Origin of the sequence: Streptomyces sp. NPDC002698 (genome assembly GCF_042888945.1) — a bacterium.
Taxonomy (GTDB): domain Bacteria; phylum Actinomycetota; class Actinomycetes; order Streptomycetales; family Streptomycetaceae; genus Streptomyces.
Genome location: NZ_JBIAQM010000029.1, coordinates 59,724 through 81,306, shown reverse-complemented (window position 1 = coordinate 81,306; position 21,583 = coordinate 59,724). Strand labels below are relative to the sequence as shown.

Here is a 21,583-nt window from a genome sequence, read left to right as displayed (position 1 = left end):
AAATCGCCCGCGGAAAACGGGGAGATGGATATGCGGGAGGGGCGCGTCAGTTCCGCGCGGACCGGGACTTGTGGAACTCGTTGGCGACGGCCGCGACGAGCAGCACCCCGCCGACGGAGACCGGCTGGTAGTTGCTGGAGACCTGAAGGAGGTTCAGCGCGTTGGCCACGACGCCGAGGAGCACGACGCCGAGCGCGGTACCGGTCACGGTGCCGTGGCCGCCGGCCAGCGAGGTACCGCCGATGACCACCGCGGCCACGGCGGTGAGCTGGAGGGAGAGACCGCCCGTGCCGGGGCTGCTGGAGCCGAGCCGGGACAGCAGCATCAGGCCGGCCAGACCGGACAGGGCGCCGGTGAGGGCGTACAGCGTGAGCTTGCGCGCGGTGACGTCGATACCGCTGAGCCGGGCGACGTGCTCGTTGCCGCCGATGGCGTAGGCGTCGCGGCCGAACACGGTGAACCGCATGACCAGGGCCGTCGCGACGAGGACCAGGACGGCCAGGACCAGCAGATAGGGGATGCCGAGGATCTTGTCGTTGCCCAGCGGGAACATCCTGGTGCCGATGGAGACGCTGACGCTGTCGAGCACCAGCAGCGCGACGCCGTCGAGCAGGGTGGCCGTGGCCAGGGTGACGACGAACGGGGCGACGTTCGTGAACGTCACCACCAGCCCGTTCACCAGGCCGATCACCGTGGCGAGAACGATCGTGGCGGCCACGGTGAAGACGGTGGAGTGACCGTGCGACAGGAGCTGCGCCCCGAGCGCGGTCGTGACGGAGACGTTGCTGCCCATGGAGAAGTCCATGCCGCCCGCGGTCATGAGCAGGGTCAGACCGGCGGCGATCACGGCGGTGACACTCACCTGCCGCAGGATGTTGATCACGTTCGTGTCGGTGGCGAACGCGTCGGTCCGCAGCACGGTGGCCACCACCACGACGACCAGGACGGCGGTCAGGCCGGTGTGCGGGGCGCGGCGCAGGGCACCGAGCCGGTTCCCCGGCCTCCTCCGGCCGTGCGGGTCGGCGGTCCCCGGGGCATCGGGAAGTGTCTTGACGCTCACTGGGGCTGACCTCCGAGTGCGGTGGCGACGAGTTCGTCGCGGGTGATGGCGGTGATGTCGTGCTCGGCGACCGCGCGGCCCGCGCTGACGACGATCACCCGGTCGGCGAGCCGCATGACCTCCTCGGCGGACGAGGACGCGAGCAGCACGGCCGCGCCGCGGGAGGCGAGGTCGTCGATCAGGGTGTGGATGTCGGCCATGGCGGCGATGTCCACGCCGTTCGTGGGGTCTTCGAGGAAGCAGGCGACCGGCTCGGTCTGGAGCCACTTGGCGAGCAGCACCTTCTGCTGGTTGCCGCCGGACAGGGCGCTCACGGGCGGATTGCCCGCGAGTGAGACGACTCCGTAGCTGCGCCGCAACGGCCTTGCGCGGCGGGCGAGTTCGCCTCGGCGGTGCAGTCGTCTGCGGGCGAAGCGGTCGCCGGCGAGCATCAGGTTCTCGTCCAGGGACATGCCCGGGACCAGTCCGAGCGCCCGCCGGTCGCCCGTGACGCAGCGCAGACCGCCGGCGAGTGAGGCGTTCACCCGGCCGAACGGCACCGGGGCGCCGTCGACGAGGAGTTCCCCGGTGTCGGGGCGGCGCCGGCCGGAGAGCAGGTCGAAGAGGCGGGACTGCGCGTCGCCGGCCGGTCCGAGGACCGCGACGATCTCGCCCCTGCGCACCTCGACGTCCAGGCCCCGGACGGCCCGGCCGTCGCGGAGCGCGCGCACCGCGAGGCCGATCTCGTCCTTGGGGGCGGGACGTTCGGAGCGCCGCGAGACGACGTCCCGGCCCACCATGGCGCGCACCAGCGACTCCGGGTCGAGTTCGGCGGCCGGCGCGCTGCGCACGACGGCTCCGTCGCGGAGCACGGTGAGCCGGTCCGCGACGGCCATCACCTCGTCGATGTAGTGCGAGATGTAGACGACGGCGACACCGTCGTCGCGCAGGGTGCGCACCAACTCCCTGATCTGCCGGGTGGCTTCCGCGCTCAGACAGGCGGTCGGCTCGTCGAGGACCAGGATCCGGCCGCCGCGGCGTACCTCGCGGGCCACCTCGACCATGGTCTGCTCGGCGACGCTCAGCGAACCCGCGGTCCGTTCCACGTCGATGTCGATGCCGAGCCCCGAAAGAGCGTTCGCCGCCTCGGACTTGAGGGCCCTCCAGTGCACGGTGCCGCGCCGGGTGGGCAGGTCGCCCAGCATCACGTTCTCCGCGACGGTCAGGCCCATCACCAGTTCGCGGCGCTGGGGGACCGAGGCGATGCCGAGCCGTCGCGCCCTGCGTACGGTCAGTCCGTGCTGGGCGTGGCCGTCGACCTCGACGGTGCCGGAGTCCGCCTGGTGCACCCCGGAGAGGATCTGTACCAGCGTCGACTTCCCGGCGCCGTTCATGCCCATCAGCGCGTGGACTTCGCCGGGGTACAGGTCGAGGTCCACGTCCGTGAGCGCGGCCGCCCCGCCGAAGCTCTTGGTGACTCCGCGGACGCGGAGCACGGGTCCGCGGGCGGTCCCGGCGTCGCCGGCGGGCGTCGTCGTCGGATTCCTCGGGGTCACGGCGGCGCCTCCTTGCGCGTCCCGGTCCGTGAGGGTGGTCACGGCCGCGGTCCGTCGTGGCCGAGCCGCCCGTAGCCGCGGATGTCGGGGAACGGGGGTTCGCGGTCGGCCTGGAGGTCCACCTGGAAGGTGTTCAGGCACATCCCGAGCATGGTGAAGTTGCCGAGCGCGCCGATCGTGTCCACCAGGCCCTTGGGACCGAAGTGGCCGAGCGCCCGGGCGAAGGTCTCGTCGCGCACGAAGTGCTCGTCGAGGACCTCCCGGCAGAACTGGTAGAAGGCCTGGTCGGCTTCGTCCTCGAAGACCGCCTCCCGGTTCTCGGCGACGGCCTTGACCGCGGCCTCGGGGACACCGGCCTCGATCGCCCGGTCCACGTGCGCGTTCCAGGAGTACTGCGCGTCCCAGTTCCGGGCGGCCATCAACAGCGTGAGTTCGCGCAGGTGCTCGGGCAGACTGCAGTCGAACCGGGCGAAGGCGCCGAGGGATTCGGCGCGCTCGCACATCTCCGGGCTGTGCAGCCAGACCCGGAAGGGACCACGGACGGCGCCGCGCCGGCCGGCGATGCGGGCGGCCAGTTCCCGCTGGCGCGGTTCCATGTCCTCATCGGTCAGAACGGGGAGCCTCATGTGGCTGCTACCTGCCTTTTCTTTCCGGCGTGTTTCCGGCACGTACGGGAATGCCGTGCGATGCCAGCCGACGGTACAGCCGGGTACGGGAAGCTCACCCTTCCCGGAACGCAAGGTAAAACTGCACGCCGGACGGCACCCGTTCACGGGGACGCGACCTAACGTCGGTCGACGCATCACCGTCGACGGGAGAGGAACTCCGGATGACCACGATCATCGAAGCCGCGTCCGTGCCCCTGCTGGACCGGGGCGGGGCCGTCGTGACGACGCCGCTCATCACCACGCGCTCCGCGGGCGGGGAGAACCGTGTCACCAGCGGGATGAGCGTCTACCCGGTCGGCTCCGGAGCGCCTTTGCACTCGCACAACTGCGACGAGCACGTGACGGTCCTGGAGGGCGAGGCGGAGGTGGTCGTCGACGGCGAGGTGACGAGGCTGGGGCGATTCGACACCACCTACGTCCCCTCCCCCGTCCCCCATCTCTTCAGGAACGTCGGCGACCGCCCGCTGCGCATCCTGTGGGTCTACTCCTCGGGCCATGTGACACGCACCTTCACCGAGACCGGGAAGACGGTCGAACACCTCTCGGACGAGGACCAGATGGGCTGAGCGGCCGCGAGGGGGCCGCCGGTGGCCGCGCCCCGCGGGGTTGCGGCCATCGGCGGCGAGGGGGGCGGACGGCCCCGCCCTCGTCGGGGCGGGGCCGTCGTCAGGAGCGGGACCGCGCCGGGTTACCGGGCGGGCGCGCCCTGGGAGGGGGCCGGGGCGAGACCGGCGGGACGGGTGGTGAACACGCCCCGGCCCTGGGTCCGGCTGCGCAACCGGGTCGCGTAGCCGAAGAGTTCGGCCAGCGGCACGGTGGCGGTGATCACCGACGTGCTCCCACGGCTGAGCGAGCCCGAGACCCGGCCGCGCCGGGCCGCGAGGTCGCCGAGCACCCCGCCCACCGCGTCCTCGGGCACGGTGACGGTGACCTCGGCCACCGGTTCCAGCAGGAGCAGGGCACTGGCGCGCAGCGCCTCACGCAGCCCGAACCGGCCGGCCGCGCGGAACGCCGTTTCCGAGGAGTCCTTCACGTGGGTCGCCCCGTCGGTGAGGGTGACGCGCAGCCCGGTCACCGGGTGACCGCCGAGGGGACCCTCGGCGAGCGCGTCCCGGCAGCCCGCCTCCACGGCACGGACGTACTCCTGAGGCACCCGGCCGCCGGCCACCGCCGAACGGAAGACGAAGTCCGCCGCCGTCCCCTCCGGACCGCCGGGGTCCGTCCCCAGCGGCTCCACGTCGAGGACGACATGGGCGAACTGCCCCGCGCCGCCGTCCTGTTTGACGTGCCGGTACACCAGGCCCGACACCCCGCGGGCCACCGTCTCCCGGTAGGACACCCTCGGCCGCCCGACGGCGACGTCGAGTCCGTGGGCGCGCCGGATCTTCTCCACCGCCACCTCCAGATGCAGTTCTCCCATGCCCGACAGCACCGTCTGCCCGGTCTCGGGGTCGGTGCGGACGACCAGTGAGGGGTCCTCCTCGGCCAGCCGGGCCAGCGCCGACACCAGTCGGTCGGTCTCGGTGCTCCTGCGCGCCTCGACCGCCACGGACACCACCGGATCGGCGACGACCGGCGGTTCGAGGAGCAGCGGTGCCCCGGGGGCGCACAGGGTCGCCCCGGCCCGGGCGGACTTCGGCCCGATCACGGCGACGATGTCACCGGCCACCGCGCGCTCCAGCTCCGCGTGGCGGTCGGCCCGTACGCGCAGGATGCGGGCGATCCGCTCGGTGCGTCCCGTTCCTACGTCCAGCACCGTCTGTCCCTTCTCCACCGTGCCCGCGTAGACACGCAGGTACGTCATCCGTCCGGTGGCGGTGGCGTTCACCTTGAACACCAGCCCGGCGAACGGCGCTTGCGGGTCCGCCGCCCGTTCCCGCTCCGCGCCGTCGTGCGTGCCGCGGACGGCGGGCACGTCCAGCGGCGAGGGCAGGTAGGCCACCATGGCGTCCAGCAGCGGTTCGACACCGCGGTTGCGGTAGGCCGAGCCGCACAGCACGACCACGCCCTCGCCGGTCCGGGTCAGGTCGCGGAGCGCGGCCGTGAGGGTCCCCGCCGTCAGGGTGGAGCGGGCGCAGAACTCCTCCAGGGCCGCCGGATGGAGTTCCGCCACCGCCTCCTCCAGCAGCCGGCGTCGCCGTCGGGCCTCCTCCAGCAGCTCGGGCGGCACCGGGATCTCCTCGGCCGACTCGGCGCCGTCGGCCCACACCAGCGCGCGCATCCGCGGCAGATCCACCACGCCCGTGAAGGCGTCCTCCGTGCCGATCGGCAACTGGACGACCAGCGGCGCCGGATGCAGCCGTTCACGGATCGAGTCGACGGCGGTGTCCAGGTCGGCTCCGGCGCGGTCCAGCTTGTTCACGAAGGCGATCCGCGGGACGCCGTGCCGGTCGGCCCGCCGCCACACCGACTCGCTCTGCGGCTCGACGCCCGCCACGGCGTCGAACACCGCGACGGCTCCGTCGAGGACGCGGAGCGAGCGCTCCACCTCGTCGGAGAAGTCGACGTGGCCCGGGGTGTCGATCAGGTTGATCCGGTGGCCGTCCCAGGCGCAGGTGACGGCCGCGGCGAAGATGGTGATGCCGCGGTCGCGCTCCTGGGAGTCGAAGTCGGTGACGGTGGTGCCGTCATGGACCTCGCCCCGTTTGTGGATGGTGCCGGTGAGGTAGAGGATCCGTTCGGTCACGGTGGTCTTCCCGGCGTCGACATGGGCGAGGATGCCCAGGTTGCGGACGGCGGCGAGGGGGCCGGTGACGGGGGCGGTGAGGTGACGGTGCAGGTCGGTACGCATGGCCCAGGGCCTTTCGGACGATCCGGAATCGGGTCGGCGCGATTCCCGGACGACACGCCTGGGGTCAGGCGGTGGTGGGCCTCCTGCGGGCACGGCGCACGGCGACCGGGCATGCGGTCGCCGCCGTGCGGGCGGAGGTCAGAAGGTCGTCGCGGGCGTCCGGTTCCGGCCGCGCAGCCGGTACCGGGCCCACGAGGACACGAGGATCACCTCGTACTGTGACGGGGGGACGACGACAGCGGTGCGGTAACGCACGGCCCGGCTCCCCTCGTTCGTCACGGCACACACGGCACCCGGAGCGCCGGTGTGTGATTCCTCGGCGAGTGTAGGGAACCGGGCACGGGTCAGGCACCGGGTTTTCCGTGAGCGGTCCGGTGGGCGGGTGCGGTGTGCCGGCTCAGTCGCGGCTCCACCGCTGGTTCGAGCCGCCGTTGCACGACCACAGGACGACCGGTGTTCCGTTCGCCGTGCCGTTGCCCGACGCGTCGAGGCACAGGCCGGAGACGTTGCTGGTGACGGTACCGCCGGAGGTGAAGGTCCACTTCTGGTTGGTGCCGCCGTTGCAGTCCCGCAGGACGGCCCGGGTGCCGTTCGCGGTCCCGCTGTCGTAGGCGTCCAGGCATTTGTCGCCGTAGACGACGAGTTCGCCGCGGGAGGTGGCGGTGAACGTCTGGTTCTGGCCTCCGCCGCAGTCCCAGAGTTCGGCCTGGGTGTTGTCGGCGATGGCGCTCTTGAAGAAGTCGAGGCAGCGCCCTGACCATATGGCAGCGCCTTGACCGCGCCACGTCAAGTCCCGTGCCGCACGAGGCGGTTCGCCTCGGCGCCTCCCTCCTGGGCGCGCAGCGGGGCGGGGAGCGACGGCCGTGCGCCGCCGGAAAGGCGCTCGCGATACCTTTCGCCCTGTCAGAGCCCCCTGGGCATCAGCGGTTGTCCGACGTCAGGATGGTCATGCGCGAGGAAGCGATCGTCGAAGCAGCGCCCGGAGTGCATCTGGTGCACGGCAGCAACACGAACTGGGTGGTGCTGTCCGAGGGCGACTCGGTCACCCTGATCGACACGGGCTATCCGGGCGACCGCGAGAACCTTCTGGCGTCACTGAAGGCCCTCGGGCACGCGCCGGAGGCGGTGACGGCCGTGCTCATCACCCACGCGCACAGCGACCACCTCGGCTCCGCCGAGTTCCTGAACCGCGCCTACGGCACTCCGGTGCGGCTGCACGCGACGGAGGTGCCGCACGCGCGCCGCGAGTTCCTCCACCAGGTGAGCATCGGGCAGGTCATGCGGCAGGCATGGCGCCCCGGCGTGCTGCCCTGGGCGGTGCACGCCATCCGCTCCGGCGGCACGGCGGACGTGGCCATGACGAAGCCCGAGGCGTTCCCGCACGAGGGTCCGCTCGACCTTCCCGGCCGGCCCGTCCCGGTGCACACTCCGGGCCACACGCCCGGCCACTGCGTCTACCACCTGCCGGAGGCCGGAGTACTGATCTCCGGTGACGCCCTGGTGAGCGGTCACCCCACCTCGCGGACACAGGGGCCCCAGCTGCTGCCGAGGATGTTCGACACCGAGCGCGCCGAAGCGCTCGCCTCGCTCGACCGCATCGAGGCCCTCGCCGCCGATGTGCTGCTGCCCGGACACGGGCCCGTGCACCGTGCCCCGGTGCGCGAGGCCGCGCGTCGCGCCCGGGAGCTGGCCGGCTGACGGAACCCGGCGGCGACGGGTGCCGTAGCCGCTTGACGCAAGGGGCAGCCGGGGGCAGAGTGGTACATATACGTCGTATATATACGTCGTCTGTCCATTGGTTTCACTCAGGAGCGTCACACCATGGCGCACGGCAAGCCCAGTCGCGCGGAATCCTCCGGGAGCGGGGCCGCCGGAGCCGGGATCCCCGCGCACCGGTCCGCCCCTCCCCCGGGCACCGGGCCCGCCGTGCCGATGCGACGCTCGCCTTCCGATCGCCGCCCGCGCGCACGAAGGAGCCGGGCCCATGAGCGCCCCCTCGACCATTCTCGTCACGGGCGGCGCAGGATTCATCGGTAGTCACGCCTGCGTCGAACTGCTCGACCACGGTTACGAGTTGATCGTGGTCGACGACTATTCCAACAGCAGCCCCCAGGTCTTCGCCCGTGTGGAACGCATCGCGGGCCGTTTCCTCGGCACCGTCTACGAACTGGACATCCGTGATCGACGCGCCCTGTCGGCCGTCTTCGACCGCCACTCCGTGGACGCCGTCGTGCACTTCGCCGCGCACAAGGCCGTCGGTACGTCGACACGGATGCCCATCGACTACTACGACACCAACGTCGGCGGAACGACCGCGCTGCTGAACGCCATGCACGAGCACGACGTGCACCAGCTCGTCTTCTCCTCGTCCTGCTCCGTGTACGGCGACGCCGGCCACGGACCGCTCGACGAGTCGGCCCCGGCGCGGCCGACGAATCCGTACGCCGCCTCCAAGTTCATCTGCGAGCAGATCCTCGCCGACGTCTGCCACCGTCACCCCGAGTACACCGTGCTGTGCCTGCGGTACTTCAATCCGGCGGGCGCCCATCCCAGCGGGCTTCTCGGCGAGGACCCCGCCGGCTCTCCGGAGAACCTGCTGCCGAACCTGGCCCAGGTGGCCATCGGGCGACGGGAACGCCTCCGTGTCTTCGGCGACGACTACCCCACGGCGGACGGGACGGCGATCCGCGACTATCTGCACGTCATGGACACCGTCGAGGCGCATCGCGTCGCCCTCGACCGTCTCGCCGACGAACAGGGCATGCGCGTGTACAACCTCGGTATAGGCAGGGGAAGTTCGGTCCTCGACGTGATCGCCGCCTTCTCCGCGGAGTGCGGCAGGCCCGTGCCCTACGAGATGGCCGCGCGCCGCCCCGGCGATGTCGCCGAACTCGTGGCGGACGCCTCGGCCGTGGGGCGCGCCTGGGGCTGGCACCCTTCGCGGGACCTCGCCGACATGTGCCGGGACGCGTGGCGGTTCCAGCGACTGAACCCGCAGGGCTACGCCGGGTCCGCCCGGCGCCCGTCCGGCAAGGGCTGACACCCGCCGGGCTCCGACTTGGCTGCTCCGGCTCCGACTCGGTGGCTGTGGCTCCGGCTCCGGTTCCCGTTCGGTGAAGGGGCTCCGGCTCTGCGGCTGCGGCTGTGACTGCGGCTCCGGCAGCGGGAATTCGGTCTCCACCGGTCGCTCCGACAGCCCGACAGCGGGACCTCGGTCTCCCCGTCACTCCTCCGACAGCAGGAACGCGGTCTCCACCAGTGCGATGTGGCTGAACGCCTGCGGTGCGTTGCCCAGTTGGCGGCCCGCGTCGGGATCCCACTGCTCCGAGAGCAGACCGAGGTCGTTGCGGATCTCCAGCACCCGCTCGAACACCTCCGTCGCCTCCTCCCGGTGTCCGGTCGTGGCGAGCGCGTCGGCGTACCAGAGGGAGCACGCCACGAACGCGCCCTCGCCGCCGCGCATCCCGTCCACGCCGTGTGGGCCGTGCCCGTTCGGGGCGTACCGCCGCACGAACCCGCCGTGGGTCAGCTCCCGCATCGCCCGCACGGTGCCGAGCACCCTCTCGTCCTCGGCGGGCAGGAAACCCAGCCGCGGAATCAGCAGCGCCGAGGCGTCCAGCGCCGGCGAACCGTAGGACTGGACGAAGGACCCGCGTCCCGCGTCCCACCCCTCCCGGCACACCTCCCGGTGCACGTCGTCCCGCAGGGCCCGCCAGACGTCCGAGGGCCCGTTCCTGCCGAGCAGTTCCCCCATCCGCAGCGCGCGGTCGGCGGCCACCCAGGCCATCACCTTGGAGTGCACGAACTGCCGCGCCGGGCCGCGCACTTGCCACAGCCCCTGGTCCGGCCGGCGCCACTGGCGGCGGAGTTGGCCCATCATGGCCTCCACCAGGCTCCACACATGGCCCGGCATGGGGATGCCGGCCCGCAGCGACAGCAGGAGCGCGTCGAGCACCTCGCCGTACACGTCGAGCTGGAACTGGCTCATGGCGGAGTTCCCGAAGCGGACCGGCCGCGAGCCCTCGTAGCCCGGCAGCCACGGCGCCTCCGTCTCCCGGAGCAGCCGCTGTCCGCCGACGCCGTACACGGACTGGAGATCGGCGGGTTGCCCCGCGATGGCCCGCACCAGCCAGCCCAGCCAGGCCGTCGCCTCGTCGCGGTAGCCGCATCGAAGCAGGCAGGACAGCGTCAGCGCGGAGTCGCGCAGCCAGCAGAAGCGGTGGTCCCAGTTGCGTTCGCCGCCGATGCGGCCGGGCAGCGAGGTCGTCGGGGCCGCGACGATGCCCCCGGTGGGCGCGTAGGTGAGCGCCTTGAGCGTGATCAGGGACCGCACCACGGCGTCGCGCCAGGGCCCTTGGTAGTGGCACTGGGCGGTCCAGCGCCGCCAGAAGTCGGTGGTCTCCTTGAGCACCGTCTCCGGCGGAACGGACAACGGGGTGGGCGGCTCGGGCACGTACGAGGGGGCCCACACGAACGTCAGGGTCGTCCTGCGCCCGGCCACGACGGTGAAGTCGTGGACGATGGAGCGCTCGCCGCCGGGTTCCGCCTCCAGGTCCTCGGTGTTCAGCCAGACGGCGTCCGGCCCGGCGACCGCGACCGTGCAGGCCTCACCGACCTGGACCCACGGCACCACCCTGCCCTGGTGGAAGCGCAGCCGTAGCTCGCTGCGCATGGTCACGGAGCCCGACAGTCCTTCCACCATGCGCACGACGCACGGCAGTTGACTGCGCGGCGGCATGAAGTCGGTGACCCGCACGACGCCCGTGGGCGTCTCCCAGCGGGACTCCAGGACGAGTGTGTCCGGCCGGTAGGCGCGGCCGGCGCAGGGAACACGCACCGCTCGTGAGGCCGGCGCGACGCGCCAGAAGCCGTTGTCCTGTGTGCCCAGCATCGCGGCCAGACAGGCCGGGGAGTCGAACCGGGGCAGACACAGCCAGTCGATGGAACCGTCCCTGCCAACCATGGCGGCGGTTTCCAGATCGCTGATGAGGGCGTAGTCCTCGATGGGTGCGTTCATGATCGAAGCCACGCCGATGTGTTCTTCGCCGCCTGTTCAGGATATGTCCACAGCACCGGAGTTCGCATCCTGACCAGGTGATCCATGAAGCGCGCTCCGCCGCGCGGGGCGAGTCCCTTTCATGATCTCCGCCCCACCGGGGACCGCTGCGAAGGCCGCAGGGGTCCCCGCGACTCCGCCGTGAACCAGTCGATCGTGTGCCGCAGTCCTTCCTCCAGGGACACCCGCGGGTACCACCCGAGCGCCTCTCGCGCGCGGGAGATGACGGGGCGCCGGCGGACCGGGTCGTCGACGGGCAGGGGGCGGAAGCGCAGTCCGCTGCGCGATCCGGTGATCATGACGACGAGGTCCGCGAGCTCCCGCACGGTCCGCTCGCCTGGATTCCCGAGGTTGAACGGGCCCGGCCGGTGTGAATCGATCATGGCGATCAGACCCCGGACCAGGTCGTCGACGTAGCAGAAACTCCGGGTCTGGCTGCCGTCCCCGAACAGGGTCAGGGGCTCGCCGCGGAGCGCCTGCCGGATGAAGCTGGAGACCACCCGGCCGTCGTACGAACGCATGCGGGGGCCGTAGGTGTTGAAGATCCGGACGATTCCCACGTCGACCGCCCGGTTCCGCCGGTACGCCATGGACAGGGCCTCGGCGTACCGCTTGGCCTCGTCGTAGACGCTGCGCGGGCCGATGGGGTTGACGTGTCCCCAGTACGTCTCGTCCTGCGGATGCGCCTTGGGATCGCCGTAGACCTCGCTGGTGGACGCCATGACGAACCGGGCGGAGTGACGGTCGGCGAGGCGCAGCATGTTCTCGGTCCCCCTGCTGCCCGCGGCCAGTGTCTCCAGCGGGAAGCGCTGGTAGTCGACGGGCGACGCGGGGCTCGCGAGGTTCACCACGGCGTCCACGTCGCCCGCGACGCCGAACGTCTCGGTGATGTCCCGGGCCTCGAAGGCGAACCGGGGGTCGTGCCGGAGCCCGGCGATGTTGGCCGGTCTGCCCGAGGAGAGGTTGTCCAGACAGCAGACGCTGTCGCCCCTGTTCAGCAGGGCCTCGCACAGATGTGATCCCAGGAAGCCGCTTCCGCCGGACACGACGACGCGCATGCCTCTCCTCCCGCCGGTCAGGTGAGCCCCGGACGGCCCGGCGCGTGCAGCGCCCATCCCGCCGAGCGCCACCGGGCCGGGTCCAGTGTGTTCCGTGCGTCCACGAGGACCGGCGAACGCACCACCGTCGCGAGCGCGGCGGGATCCACGTCCTGGTACTGGGGCCACTCGGTGAGGTGCAGGACGACATCGGCCCGCTCGCAGGCCTTGGCCACGTCCAGGGCGAACTGGAGCGCGGGGTAGGCCTCCCGGGCGTTGTCGATCGCCTCGGGGTCGTGCACGCGGACCTGTGCTCCGCGGCGGCGGATCTCGTCGGCGACCACGAGGGCGGGCGAGTCCCGGACGTCGTCGCTGCCGGGCTTGAAGGCGGCACCGAGCACCGCGACGCTCCGGCCGCCGAAGGAGCCTCCCAGGAGGCGTGCGGCGAGGCCGACGGTGCGCAGGCGCTGTCGCGTGTTGATCTCGTCGACCTGGCGCAGGAAGGCGACGGAGCCGCCGAGCCCCAGTTCCTCGCCGCGGGTGGCGAAGGCCCGGATGTCCTTGGGCAGACAACTGCCGCCGAAACCGAGTCCGGGGGCGAGGAAGCGGGACCCGATGCGGGAGTCCCGGCCCATCGCCTCGGCCAGGGTGAGGACGTCCGCCCCGGTGGCCTCGCAGATCTCGGCCATGGCGTTGATGAAGGAGATCTTGGTGGCGAGGAAGGAGTTGGAGGCGACCTTGACCAGTTCGGCGGTGGCCGGGTCGGTGGCGATGAACGGGGTGCCCGCTTCCAGGAGCGGTGCGTAGATCTCTCTGAGCCGCGCCACGGCCCAGTCGGTGCCGTTCTCCGCGGCGGCGCCCGCCCCGGTCCCGGTGGGCGTCCCGGTGCCGGTGCCCTTCCTCGTACCGACCACGATGCGTTCGGGCCGCAGGGTGTCCCGGACGGCACGGCCCTCCCGCAGGAACTCCGGGTTCCAGGCCACTTCGGCCCCCGGCACGGTGGCGCGCAGCCGTTCGCCCAGGCGGGCCGCGGTGCCGACCGGAACGGTGGACTTGCCGACCACCAGGACCCGTTCGTGACCACTGTCGCGGAGCCGGGGTGCCAGGGCGTCGACGGCCGCCTCGACATGGCGCAGGTCCGCGGCGCCCGTTTCGGGGTGCTGGGGTGTGCCGACGCAGACGAAGTGCGTGTCGGCGAAGCGGGCGGCCTCGGCCGGTGAGGTGGTGAAACGCAGCCGGCCGGAGTCCACGGCTCGCACGAGCGTCTCCGACAGGCCTGGTTCGAAGAACGGGGGCGTGCCCGCGGTCAGCGCGGCGATCCTGTCGGTGTCGACGTCGACGCCGAGCACTTCGTGCCCGATGTCGGCCATGCAGGCGGCGTGCACCGCGCCGACGTATCCCGTGCCGATGACTGTCAGACGCATGTCGTTCTCCGTGGTCGGCCTGTGGTCGGCTCGTGACCGGCAGGCTGGTGGGTGTCGGTGGGGTGAGGGGTCAGGGGCGGGGGACGCCTCCAGGGGCGCGCCCGATGACGGGCGGGTTCGACAGGCCGCGGCGCCCGGTGGCGGGCAGGCCCGGCAGGCCGCGGCAGCAGTCGTCGACGGCCCCGCGCAGGGCCTCGGGCGCGAGCGCGGCGCGGACCCGGCGGCTGCCCTGCCGGCCCATCTCCGCGGCCTCGCGCGGATGGCCGAGGAGCCAGCCGACCGCGCGTGCGGCGCCCGCCGGGTCCGCCGGTGCCACGAGCAGTCCCGTGGCCCCGTGCTCCACCAGGTCGGGCACCCCGTTCACGGCCGTGGCGACGACGGGCCGGGCGGCGGCGAGCGCCTCGGTGAGCGCCCGGCCCGGCCCCGGGTACAGGAAGGTGGTCACGAAGACGTCCAGTCCGGCCACGAGCCGCTCGGCGCCCGGACGCTGTCCGGTGAGCGTCACCTCGACGTCCAGGTCCGCGGCGAGCCGTCGTACCTCCTCCGCCAGCGGACCGTCCCCGATCATGACGAACGCGGTGTCCGGGTGTTCCGCCCGGATCGCGGCCGCCATGCGGACGAAGGCGAGGGGGTCGTTCCGGGTGTCGACGCGGCCGACGGTGCCGACGAGTGCCGTCTCCCGGGGGACCCCGAGCAGGGCGCGGGCGGCGGGGTCGAAGCTTTCGGGGACGGCTCCCAGCCGTACGGCCGAGGGCACCACGTCTCCCCGGTCCGGCGTGGCCCGGCGCTCCTCGGCCGCCGCGGTGGCCGCGCGCGGGGCCACCACGGGGAACCGCGCGGCCAGTCGGCGTGTCACACGCCGCAGGCCGCGGCGCGCCGTGCGCCGGGGGCGAGCGGTGTACGGGTGGAAGCTCTGTCCGTGAAGGGTGTGCACGACCACGGGGGTACGGCACAACCGTGCCGCGACCCGGCCGAGAGACCCGCCCTTCGCGGAGTGGGTGTGCACGACCGTGAACCGCTCGCGGCGGATGAGCCGCACGAGCCGTCCCAGGACGAGCATGTCCGCGGGGCCCAGGGTGTGCCGGAACCCCGGTGTCTCGAGAGTGCGCACCCCCGCAACCCGCGCCGGTTCCCACAGGTCGGCACTCGGCACGCCGGCGACCCACACCTCGTAGCGGTCGGGGTCCATGCCCTCGGCCGCCAGCAGCGTGCCGTCCCCGGTTCCCGCCCAGAAGCGGGTGATGACGTGCAGAACCTTGATCCGCGGCAGGACCGGCGCCGGGGGCAGCGCCTCGAGGGGCGCCACCAGCGGCGGCGTGGTCCCGCTTCCGGCCGTACCGTCCGGCCGCCCCGAGCGGGGTACGAGGGTCCTGTACAGCATCAACGATCACCACCGATGAGCAGGTGAGAAATACGTATATTTACGACGTATACGTACATCTTTACTCCTAGGGTCGTTCCGGTCAATCCGGCCGGTCGGTCCCGGCCGCGGACCGCCCCGGCCGAGCCGGGACCGGAACGGCGCGCGGCGACCGCCCGGACCGCGCCACGAGGGAGAACACCGACGCCACCCGCGCCCGAACAGCCAGGACGGCCGGAACGGCACCTTTTTCCTCCATATACGTCGTATACGTACACTTGACTTCGTAGACGACTTCGTCGGCGCATGGAGTCGACGGGCAGGATTTCGGGCGGCGGGCCATAGGGAGGCAGTCATGGCCGGGCAACGGACGCGGGACGAGGACGACGAGGACGGCAAGGCGGTCGAGCCGGCACGACGGGCCGGCGACCGGGGCCACTACGGCCGGCTGAGCCGGAAACTCGTGCTCGCCGCCGCCCTCGGTCTGGTGGACGAGGAGGGCCTGTCGGCTCTGAGCATGCGCCGCCTCGGCGCCCGCCTCGGAGTCGAGGCCATGGCGCTGTACCGCTACGCGGACGGCAAGGACGCCCTGCTGGACGGACTGGTCGAGGCCCTCCACCTCGAACTGGAGGAGCGCCTCACCGCCGGTTCCGCGCCGGAGGGCTCCACGACGCCCGGCCCGGCCGCGTGGCGCGACGAACTCCACCGGATCGCGCGGGTGAGTTACGAGGTCTGCCTCGCCCATCCCCAGGTCGTGCCGCTGCTCGCCACCCGCATGCTCGCCGTCCCGCTGGCCCGCAGACCGCCGGCCGTGCTCAGGACGCACGAGCGGGTGCTCGCGCTGCTCCATGAGGCGGGGCTCGGCCGTGACCGCTCGGCGGCCGTCTTCCGCGCCTTCACCGGTTGGGTGCTCGGATACGTGTCCGTGGAACTGCGCGCCATGGTGGACAACCCCGACGAGGAGGACACCGCCTTCCGGCTGGGCCTGCACAGGATGCCGCCCCAGGAGCTGCCCCGGCTCCGCGAGATCGCCTCGCCCCTCGCCGAGCGGGGCGGCCAGGACGGCCTGGACGCCGGCCTGGACGCCCTGCTGGACCGCTTCGCACAGGACTGAACAGATGCGGCGCCGGATGCCGGGACGGCTTCGCACAGGAGCGGACCCGGGCGCGCGCGGACGCCGGGGCGCTTCGCACAGGAACGAACAGTGGCCCGAGGACGCGGAGTCCCGCGGCGGCTGTCCGGAAGGGCCCGGGCGAACCCCCCGGAAGCGCGGCTCCGTCGCACGGCGCCACCCGGGCGAAGATGCACCGGTCCACCCCACGGGCCTACGATCGGCAATGCCCCGTAACCCGGCGAACGGTCCAGTGCCGTCCGACGTAGGGAGGCGGTTCGGCTTGCTGCGGGTACATCGCCTCACCGGCGGCCTCCTGCGGCCACGACGCCTCGGTGTGTACGCCCTCCTGGTGACAGCCACCACCGTCGTCTACATGGCCGTTCGCACGACCCGGACCCCCCTGTGGGCGGTCATCGGACTCGGCGGGGTCGCGGCCATGCTCACGGGAATCCTCGTCAACCGCCCGAACCACCGCTGGCCTTGGCTCCTGCTGGCCGCCGGGCTGCTGGCCTTCTCCGCGGGCGACACGTCGTACAACGTGATGGAGTCGTACTTCGACTTCAACAATCCGTTCCCGTCCGTCGCGGACGCCTGCTACCTCGCCACGTATCCGCTGTTCGCCGCCGGTCTCTACGGCCTCGTCCGCTACCGCTGGCCGGGGCACGACCTGCCGAGTCTGCTCGACGCGCTGATCTTCGCGCTGGGGCTCGCCCTGCCGGTCTGGGTCTTCCTGGTGCAGCCGCTCGCCCACGTGCCGGGCCTGACGTGGCAGCAACGCGCCATCAGCATCGCGTACCCGCTCGGCGACGTCCTCGTCCTCGCGATGCTGGCCCGCCTGCTGTCCGCGAGCCCGGGCTCCGGCCGAATCCGCTCCGTGCAGCTCCTCGTGCTGGGAACCGCGACCCTGCTCACCTTCGACATCGCGTACGGGATTCTCCAGCTGAACGACCTGTGGCAGACCGGGACCGCGCTCGACGCCGGCTGGATCGTGTTCTACACCGCCTGGGGGCTCGCCGGACTGCATCCCTCGATGGTGGAACTGACCCGGCCCGTGGAGCGGCAGGAGTCCCTGCGGCCGACACCCCGTCGCCTGCTCATGCTCGCCGCGGCCACCCTGGTGGCACCCGGGATCCTGCTGTACGAGGGACGGCGGGGCGACGCCCAGGACGCCGCCGTGATCGCGGTCTTCTCCGCCGCGCTCTTCCTGCTGGTGATCCTCAGGCTCTCCGGGATGGTGGTGGCCCACCGCAACGCCGTGGCACGCGAGCAGGCGCTGCGCACGGCGGCCACGTCCCTCGTCGCGGCGGTCCGGCCACAGGACGTGGCGCGGGCGTGCGACACCACCGTCAGCACCCTGTTCGGGCCCAAGGTCGCGCACCGGAGTCTGGTCCTGCCGGCCGAGTACGCGAGCGGGCTGACGACACGCCGCTCGCACCTGGTCCCCACGGCGGAGCTCGGGGCGGACATCGCGGGCCGGCTCCACGGTCTGCCGACCACCCTGGTGTGCCCGATGATCCCGCCCGACGAGCCGGCCGGTGAACTGCCGGGCGTGCTGATGGCGGCGGGCCCCGAGCATCAACTCCGCGAGATCCAGAGCTCGCTGGAGATCCTGGCCTCGCACGCCGGACTGGCCGTGGAACGGATCGCGCTGCGCCAGGAGATCATCCGCAAGGAGAGCGAGGCGTACTTCCGCACGCTGGTGCGCAACGCCTCGGACGTCATCCTGATCGTCGAGGACGACAACACGGTCCGGTACGCGAGCCCGTCCGCGCGAGCCGTCTTCGGCCAGGTGGAACTCACCGGGGCACCCCTGCCCGAGCTGGTGGACTCCAGCGACCGGACCCGGGTGGTCAGAGGACTCGCCGCCCTGCGGAACGGCGGGGGCCCCGAGACCCACGACCACTGGTGGGTGCTGCGTCACGGCAGCCGCATCGAGGTCGAGGTGCGGTGCAGCGACCTGCGCGAGGACCCCACGGTCGCCGCACTGGTCATCACCCTGCGGGACGTGACCGAGCAACGGCGCCTGGAGCACGAGCTGACGGAACGGGCGTTCCACGATCCGCTGACCGGTCTGCCCAACCGGACCCTGCTCCTGGAGCGGATCGAGCGCGCTCTCCTGCGCAGCCGCCGCGGGACGACGCTCACCTGTCTGCTCTTCATCGACCTCGACGACTTCAAGATGGTCAACGACACGATGGGGCACTCCACCGGCGACCACCTGCTGACCGCCGTCGGCGAACGGCTCTCGGGATCCCTGCGCCGCACGGACACCGCGGCCCGGCTCGGGGGCGACGAGTTCGCCGTGCTGATGGAGGACGCGAAGAAGCCGCTGGACGCCGAACTCCTGGCGGCACAGGTGATCCAGGCGCTGAGCAGGCCGTTCAGCCTCCGCGAGGGCTCGGTCAGCGTGTCCGCGAGCGTCGGCGTGGCCACCGCCAGGGACAGCACGGACGCGGAGGAACTCCTCGGCCACGCGGATCTGGCCCTCTACGCGGCCAAGGCGGCGGGCAAGCGGCAGTGGCGCAGGTTCCTCCCCCGGCTCCGGGTGCGGATGGTGGAACGGCACGATCTCCAGGCACGGCTCGACGGCGCGGTGGCCCGGTCCGAGTTCGCCCTGCGCTACCAGCCGGTCGTCGACATCGGCGCGGGCGAGGTCGTCGGCTTCGAGGCCCTGGCCCGCTGGCCGCATCCGCACCACGAGCCGGTTCCGCCGGACCAGTTCATCGCCCTCGCCGAGGAGACCGGGCACATCACGCCGCTCGGCGCCTGGGTCCTGAGGAACGCCACCACCGACATGGCCGGACTCCAGCGGACGGCCGACGGGGCGGACCCGCCGTACGTCAGCGTGAACGTCTCCCCCCGCCAGTTCCGCGACAGCGGGTTCCTGGGCGAGGTGCGCAAGGCGCTGGAGACCCCGGGGCTCGCCCCGGGGTCGCTCCAGCTGGAGCTCACCGAGACGGTGCTGATGCGCCGGGACGCGCAGATCCAGGCGGTCCTGTACTCGCTGAAGGACCTCGGGGTCCACATAGCCGTCGACGACTTCGGCAGCGGCTACTCGTCGCTGCGGTATCTGCGGGACTTCCCCGTCGACGTACTGAAGATCGACAAGACGTTCATCGACGACATCGCGCTGGACACCCGGCAGGTCGCACTCGTCGAGGGAATCGTCGGCCTGGCCGACACCCTGGGCATCCAGGTGATCGCCGAGGGGATCGAGGATCCGGTGCAGCGGGATCTCCTGGCCGGCATGGGATGCCGGTTCGGACAGGGTTTCCTCTTCGCCCGGCCCATGACCGTGCAGCAGAGCGAGTTCCTGCTGCGGCAGCGCGACGGGGTTCGCACCCCGGCGCGGTCCGCCGCCGTGACGGCGGAGACCAGGTGCGGAACGGGACAGATCGGGCCGGCGGGCGCGGACCCGGGCGAGGAGCCGTCCGCGGACCCGGGCGGGGAGCCGTCCGCGGACCCGGGCGGGGAGCCGTCCGCGGACCCGGGCGGGGAGCCGTCCGCCCCGCCCGAGGCGGCGGGGGCCGACGGCACGCAGGCGGCGAGCACACGCCGCTCCAGGCGCTGGCGCGACCTGGAACACCTGCGGCAGACCAACCCCATGAGCGACGCCGTGCTGGACGAGGTACGCGGCAGGCACATCCGCAGCGGCGACCACTGGATGATCGACTTCGCCTCCTGCAACTACCTCGGCTTCGACTGCGACCCGGAGATCATCCAGGCCATCGAGCCGGCCGTACAGCTCTGGGGCACCCACCCCAGCTGGTCCCGGCTGATCGGCAGTCCCCGCCTGTACCCCGACATCGAGGAACGGCTCGCCGACCTGCTCGGCGCGCCGGACACGCTGCTGCTGCCCACGCTGACCCTGATCCACGCCTCGGTGATCCCCGCCCTCGCGGGCCAGGGCCACGTCTTCGTCGAGGCCACGGCGCACCGGACCGTGTTCGACGGATGCGTGGGGGCACGCGGACAGGGCGCGACGCTGCACCGGTTCCACGCCGAACGCCCCGACGAACTGGCCGCCATGCTGGACGCGGCACCGGCCGACCTGCCCCGGCTGGTCTGCCTGGACGGTGTGAACAGCATGAGCGGGAACATCCCCGACCTGCCGAGGCTGACCGAGGTGTGCAGACCGCGGAACGCCCTGATGTACATCGACGACGCGCACGGCTTCGGCGTCATCGGGGAGCGCGGCCCGCAGGAGTCGTGTCCGTACGGGGACCGCGGCAACAGCATCGTGCGGCACGTGGGAGAGTCGTACGAGGGGATCGTGCTCGTCGGCGGCTTCTCCAAGGCGTACTCGTCGCTGCTGGCCTTCCTCGCGCTGCCCAGCTCGCTCAAGGACCGCCTCAAGACCGCCGCGGCCCCCTACCTCTACTCGGGTCCCTCGCCCACCGCCTCCCTCGCCACGGCGCTGGCCGGTCTCGAGGTCAACGACCGCCGCGGGGACGAGATCCGGGCCGACCTGTGCCGCAAGACCGGGCGTGTGCTCGACCACCTGGAGGAACTCGGGGTCGGCACGCTCAACACGGACCGCCTGCCGATCATCGAGATCCCCCTGGCCGACGCCGACGACCTGGACGCGGTCGGCGGGTTCCTGTGGGACAACGGCATCTACGTGACCCTGGCGGCCTACCCCCTCGTACCCCGCGACCGGGTCGGTTTCCGGGTCCAGCTCACCGCCCTCAACTCCGACGAGGACGTCGAGAGGCTCAACGACGCACTCACCCGGCTCACCGAACGCTATCGGCTGCGGCCGAGGGACGGAGTCAGCGATGGCGGTTCTCAATGACGACGTCGACTGGGACAGTTGGCCCGTCGAGGACTATCTGAGCGAGAACTACCGCGAGTTGCATCCCGCGGACGCGTCGGTCATCACCCACCACAGCGCGTTCTACCGCGAGTTCGCGCCGGGCGGCATCCGCCGGTCCGTGGAGGTCGGGGCCGGTCCCAACCTCTATCCGCTGATCCTGGCGTCCGCCGCGAGCCGCCGCATCGACGCCGTGGAGGCCGGCACCTCCAACGCCGCTTATCTGTCGCGGCAGTTGAGCGGGCCGCCGGACGAGAGCTGGCTGCCGTTCCACGCGCTGTGCCGCAGCCTCAACCCGGACATCCCCGAGACCCTGGAGGGGGCCCTGTCCCCGGTACGTCCGGTGCACGGCGACCTGAGGTCCGTCGAACCGGGCGGCTACGACCTCGCCTCCATGCACTTCGTGGCCGAGGGGGCCACCGAGGACTTCGAGGAGTTCAAGGACTTCTGTCGCCGGTTCGTCCGGTGCGCGGCACCGGGCGGGCATCTGGTCGCCGCCTTCATGGAGAACATGCCGACCTACCGGATCGGCGCGGAATCCCGCTGGCCCGGCTGCCCGGTGGACACGGACGTGATCACCGAGGTGTTCACCCCGCTCACCGACCGGCTCACGGTCAGCCGGATCCCGTCGGACCCGACCCTGCCGGACTACGGGGACTCCGGGATGATCCTGCTCACCGGGGCGGCGGCCTCACCCCCGCGGTGAGCCGCCGCCGCTCCCGTGC

General features: G+C 72.1%; 15 protein-coding genes. 6 read left to right on the top strand and 9 right to left on the bottom strand.

Translation table 11 applies throughout. The features are described 5' to 3' along the window. Positions 1–46: 46 nt before the first annotated feature. The 3 genes from ACFYW9_RS30785 to ACFYW9_RS30775 are packed head-to-tail and all read right to left on the bottom strand — an operon-like array spanning position 47 to position 3,191. On the bottom strand, positions 47–1,060 hold the full coding sequence (locus tag ACFYW9_RS30785; protein ID WP_389157166.1) for an ABC transporter permease: 1,014 nt from the start codon (positions 1,058–1,060) through the stop codon (positions 47–49). Next, entirely contained in the window at positions 1,057–2,595 is a 1,539-nt protein-coding gene (locus ACFYW9_RS30780; protein ID WP_389157162.1) for a sugar ABC transporter ATP-binding protein, read from the bottom strand. Before ACFYW9_RS30780 ends, ACFYW9_RS30785 begins: the two co-directional genes overlap by 4 nt. A gap of 38 nt (positions 2,596–2,633) precedes the next feature. Next, positions 2,634–3,191, bottom strand: coding sequence for a carboxymuconolactone decarboxylase family protein (locus ACFYW9_RS30775; RefSeq protein WP_389157233.1), 558 nt, complete (start codon positions 3,189–3,191; stop codon positions 2,634–2,636). Positions 3,192–3,424: 233 nt separating this feature from the next. Between ACFYW9_RS30775 and ACFYW9_RS30770 the strand changes: the two genes are divergently transcribed. Next, a complete protein-coding gene (locus tag ACFYW9_RS30770; protein WP_351865270.1) occupies positions 3,425–3,829 on the top strand; it encodes a cupin domain-containing protein in 405 nt (134 codons plus the stop codon). A gap of 122 nt (positions 3,830–3,951) precedes the next feature. On the opposite strand, the gene fusA is transcribed toward ACFYW9_RS30770, so the two are convergent. Together fusA and ACFYW9_RS30760 are read right to left on the bottom strand one after the other, a co-directional pair. Then, positions 3,952–6,054 (bottom strand): elongation factor G, encoded by a 2,103-nt coding sequence (fusA, locus tag ACFYW9_RS30765; RefSeq protein WP_389157159.1) that lies wholly within the window; start codon positions 6,052–6,054, stop codon positions 3,952–3,954. A 397-nt stretch (positions 6,055–6,451) separates the two neighbouring features. Then, positions 6,452–6,961 carry a lectin gene (locus ACFYW9_RS30760; RefSeq protein ID WP_389157230.1) on the bottom strand — a complete coding sequence of 170 codons (510 nt, stop codon included), beginning with the start codon at positions 6,959–6,961 and terminating at the stop codon, positions 6,452–6,454. A 41-nt stretch (positions 6,962–7,002) separates the two neighbouring features. On the opposite strand from ACFYW9_RS30760, the gene ACFYW9_RS30755 reads away from it, so the two are divergent. Together ACFYW9_RS30755 and galE are read left to right on the top strand one after the other, a co-directional pair. Beyond that, positions 7,003–7,752 (top strand): MBL fold metallo-hydrolase, encoded by a 750-nt coding sequence (locus ACFYW9_RS30755; RefSeq protein WP_389157156.1) that lies wholly within the window; start codon positions 7,003–7,005, stop codon positions 7,750–7,752. Positions 7,753–8,038: 286 nt separating this feature from the next. Further along, positions 8,039–9,094: a UDP-glucose 4-epimerase GalE gene (gene galE / locus ACFYW9_RS30750; RefSeq protein ID WP_389157153.1), complete on the top strand. Its 1,056-nt coding sequence runs from the start codon at positions 8,039–8,041 to the stop codon at positions 9,092–9,094. Positions 9,095–9,277: 183 nt separating this feature from the next. Here galE and ACFYW9_RS30745 read toward each other — a convergent pair whose 3' ends face one another. The 4 genes from ACFYW9_RS30745 to ACFYW9_RS30730 all read right to left on the bottom strand — a co-directional run bounded on the left by ACFYW9_RS30745 (position 9,278) and on the right by ACFYW9_RS30730 (position 14,952). After that, positions 9,278–11,071, bottom strand: coding sequence for a glycoside hydrolase family 15 protein (locus tag ACFYW9_RS30745; RefSeq protein WP_389157150.1), 1,794 nt, complete (start codon positions 11,069–11,071; stop codon positions 9,278–9,280). A gap of 119 nt (positions 11,072–11,190) precedes the next feature. Then, the gene (locus tag ACFYW9_RS30740; protein ID WP_389157147.1) at positions 11,191–12,168 is read right to left on the bottom strand and encodes a UDP-glucuronic acid decarboxylase family protein; all 978 of its coding nucleotides are present in this window, start codon (positions 12,166–12,168) and stop codon (positions 11,191–11,193) included. Positions 12,169–12,185: 17 nt separating this feature from the next. Then, positions 12,186–13,571, bottom strand: coding sequence for a UDP-glucose dehydrogenase family protein (locus ACFYW9_RS30735; RefSeq protein WP_389157144.1), 1,386 nt, complete (start codon positions 13,569–13,571; stop codon positions 12,186–12,188). Between the two features lie 70 nt (positions 13,572–13,641). Then, positions 13,642–14,952 carry a glycosyltransferase family 4 protein gene (locus tag ACFYW9_RS30730; protein ID WP_389157141.1) on the bottom strand — a complete coding sequence of 437 codons (1,311 nt, stop codon included), beginning with the start codon at positions 14,950–14,952 and terminating at the stop codon, positions 13,642–13,644. 334 nt (positions 14,953–15,286) lie between these two features. Here ACFYW9_RS30730 and ACFYW9_RS30725 point away from each other — a divergent pair, with 334 nt between their 5' ends. The 3 genes from ACFYW9_RS30725 to ACFYW9_RS30715 all read left to right on the top strand — a co-directional run bounded on the left by ACFYW9_RS30725 (position 15,287) and on the right by ACFYW9_RS30715 (position 21,564). Further along, the gene (locus ACFYW9_RS30725; protein ID WP_389157138.1) at positions 15,287–16,045 is read left to right on the top strand and encodes a TetR/AcrR family transcriptional regulator; all 759 of its coding nucleotides are present in this window, start codon (positions 15,287–15,289) and stop codon (positions 16,043–16,045) included. Positions 16,046–16,418: 373 nt separating this feature from the next. Continuing rightward, a complete protein-coding gene (locus tag ACFYW9_RS30720; RefSeq protein WP_389157227.1) occupies positions 16,419–20,840 on the top strand; it encodes an aminotransferase class I/II-fold pyridoxal phosphate-dependent enzyme in 4,422 nt (1,473 codons plus the stop codon). Next, positions 20,824–21,564 (top strand): class I SAM-dependent methyltransferase, encoded by a 741-nt coding sequence (locus tag ACFYW9_RS30715; protein WP_389157135.1) that lies wholly within the window; start codon positions 20,824–20,826, stop codon positions 21,562–21,564. Before ACFYW9_RS30720 ends, ACFYW9_RS30715 begins: the two co-directional genes overlap by 17 nt. The last annotated feature ends 19 nt before the right edge of the window (positions 21,565–21,583 follow it).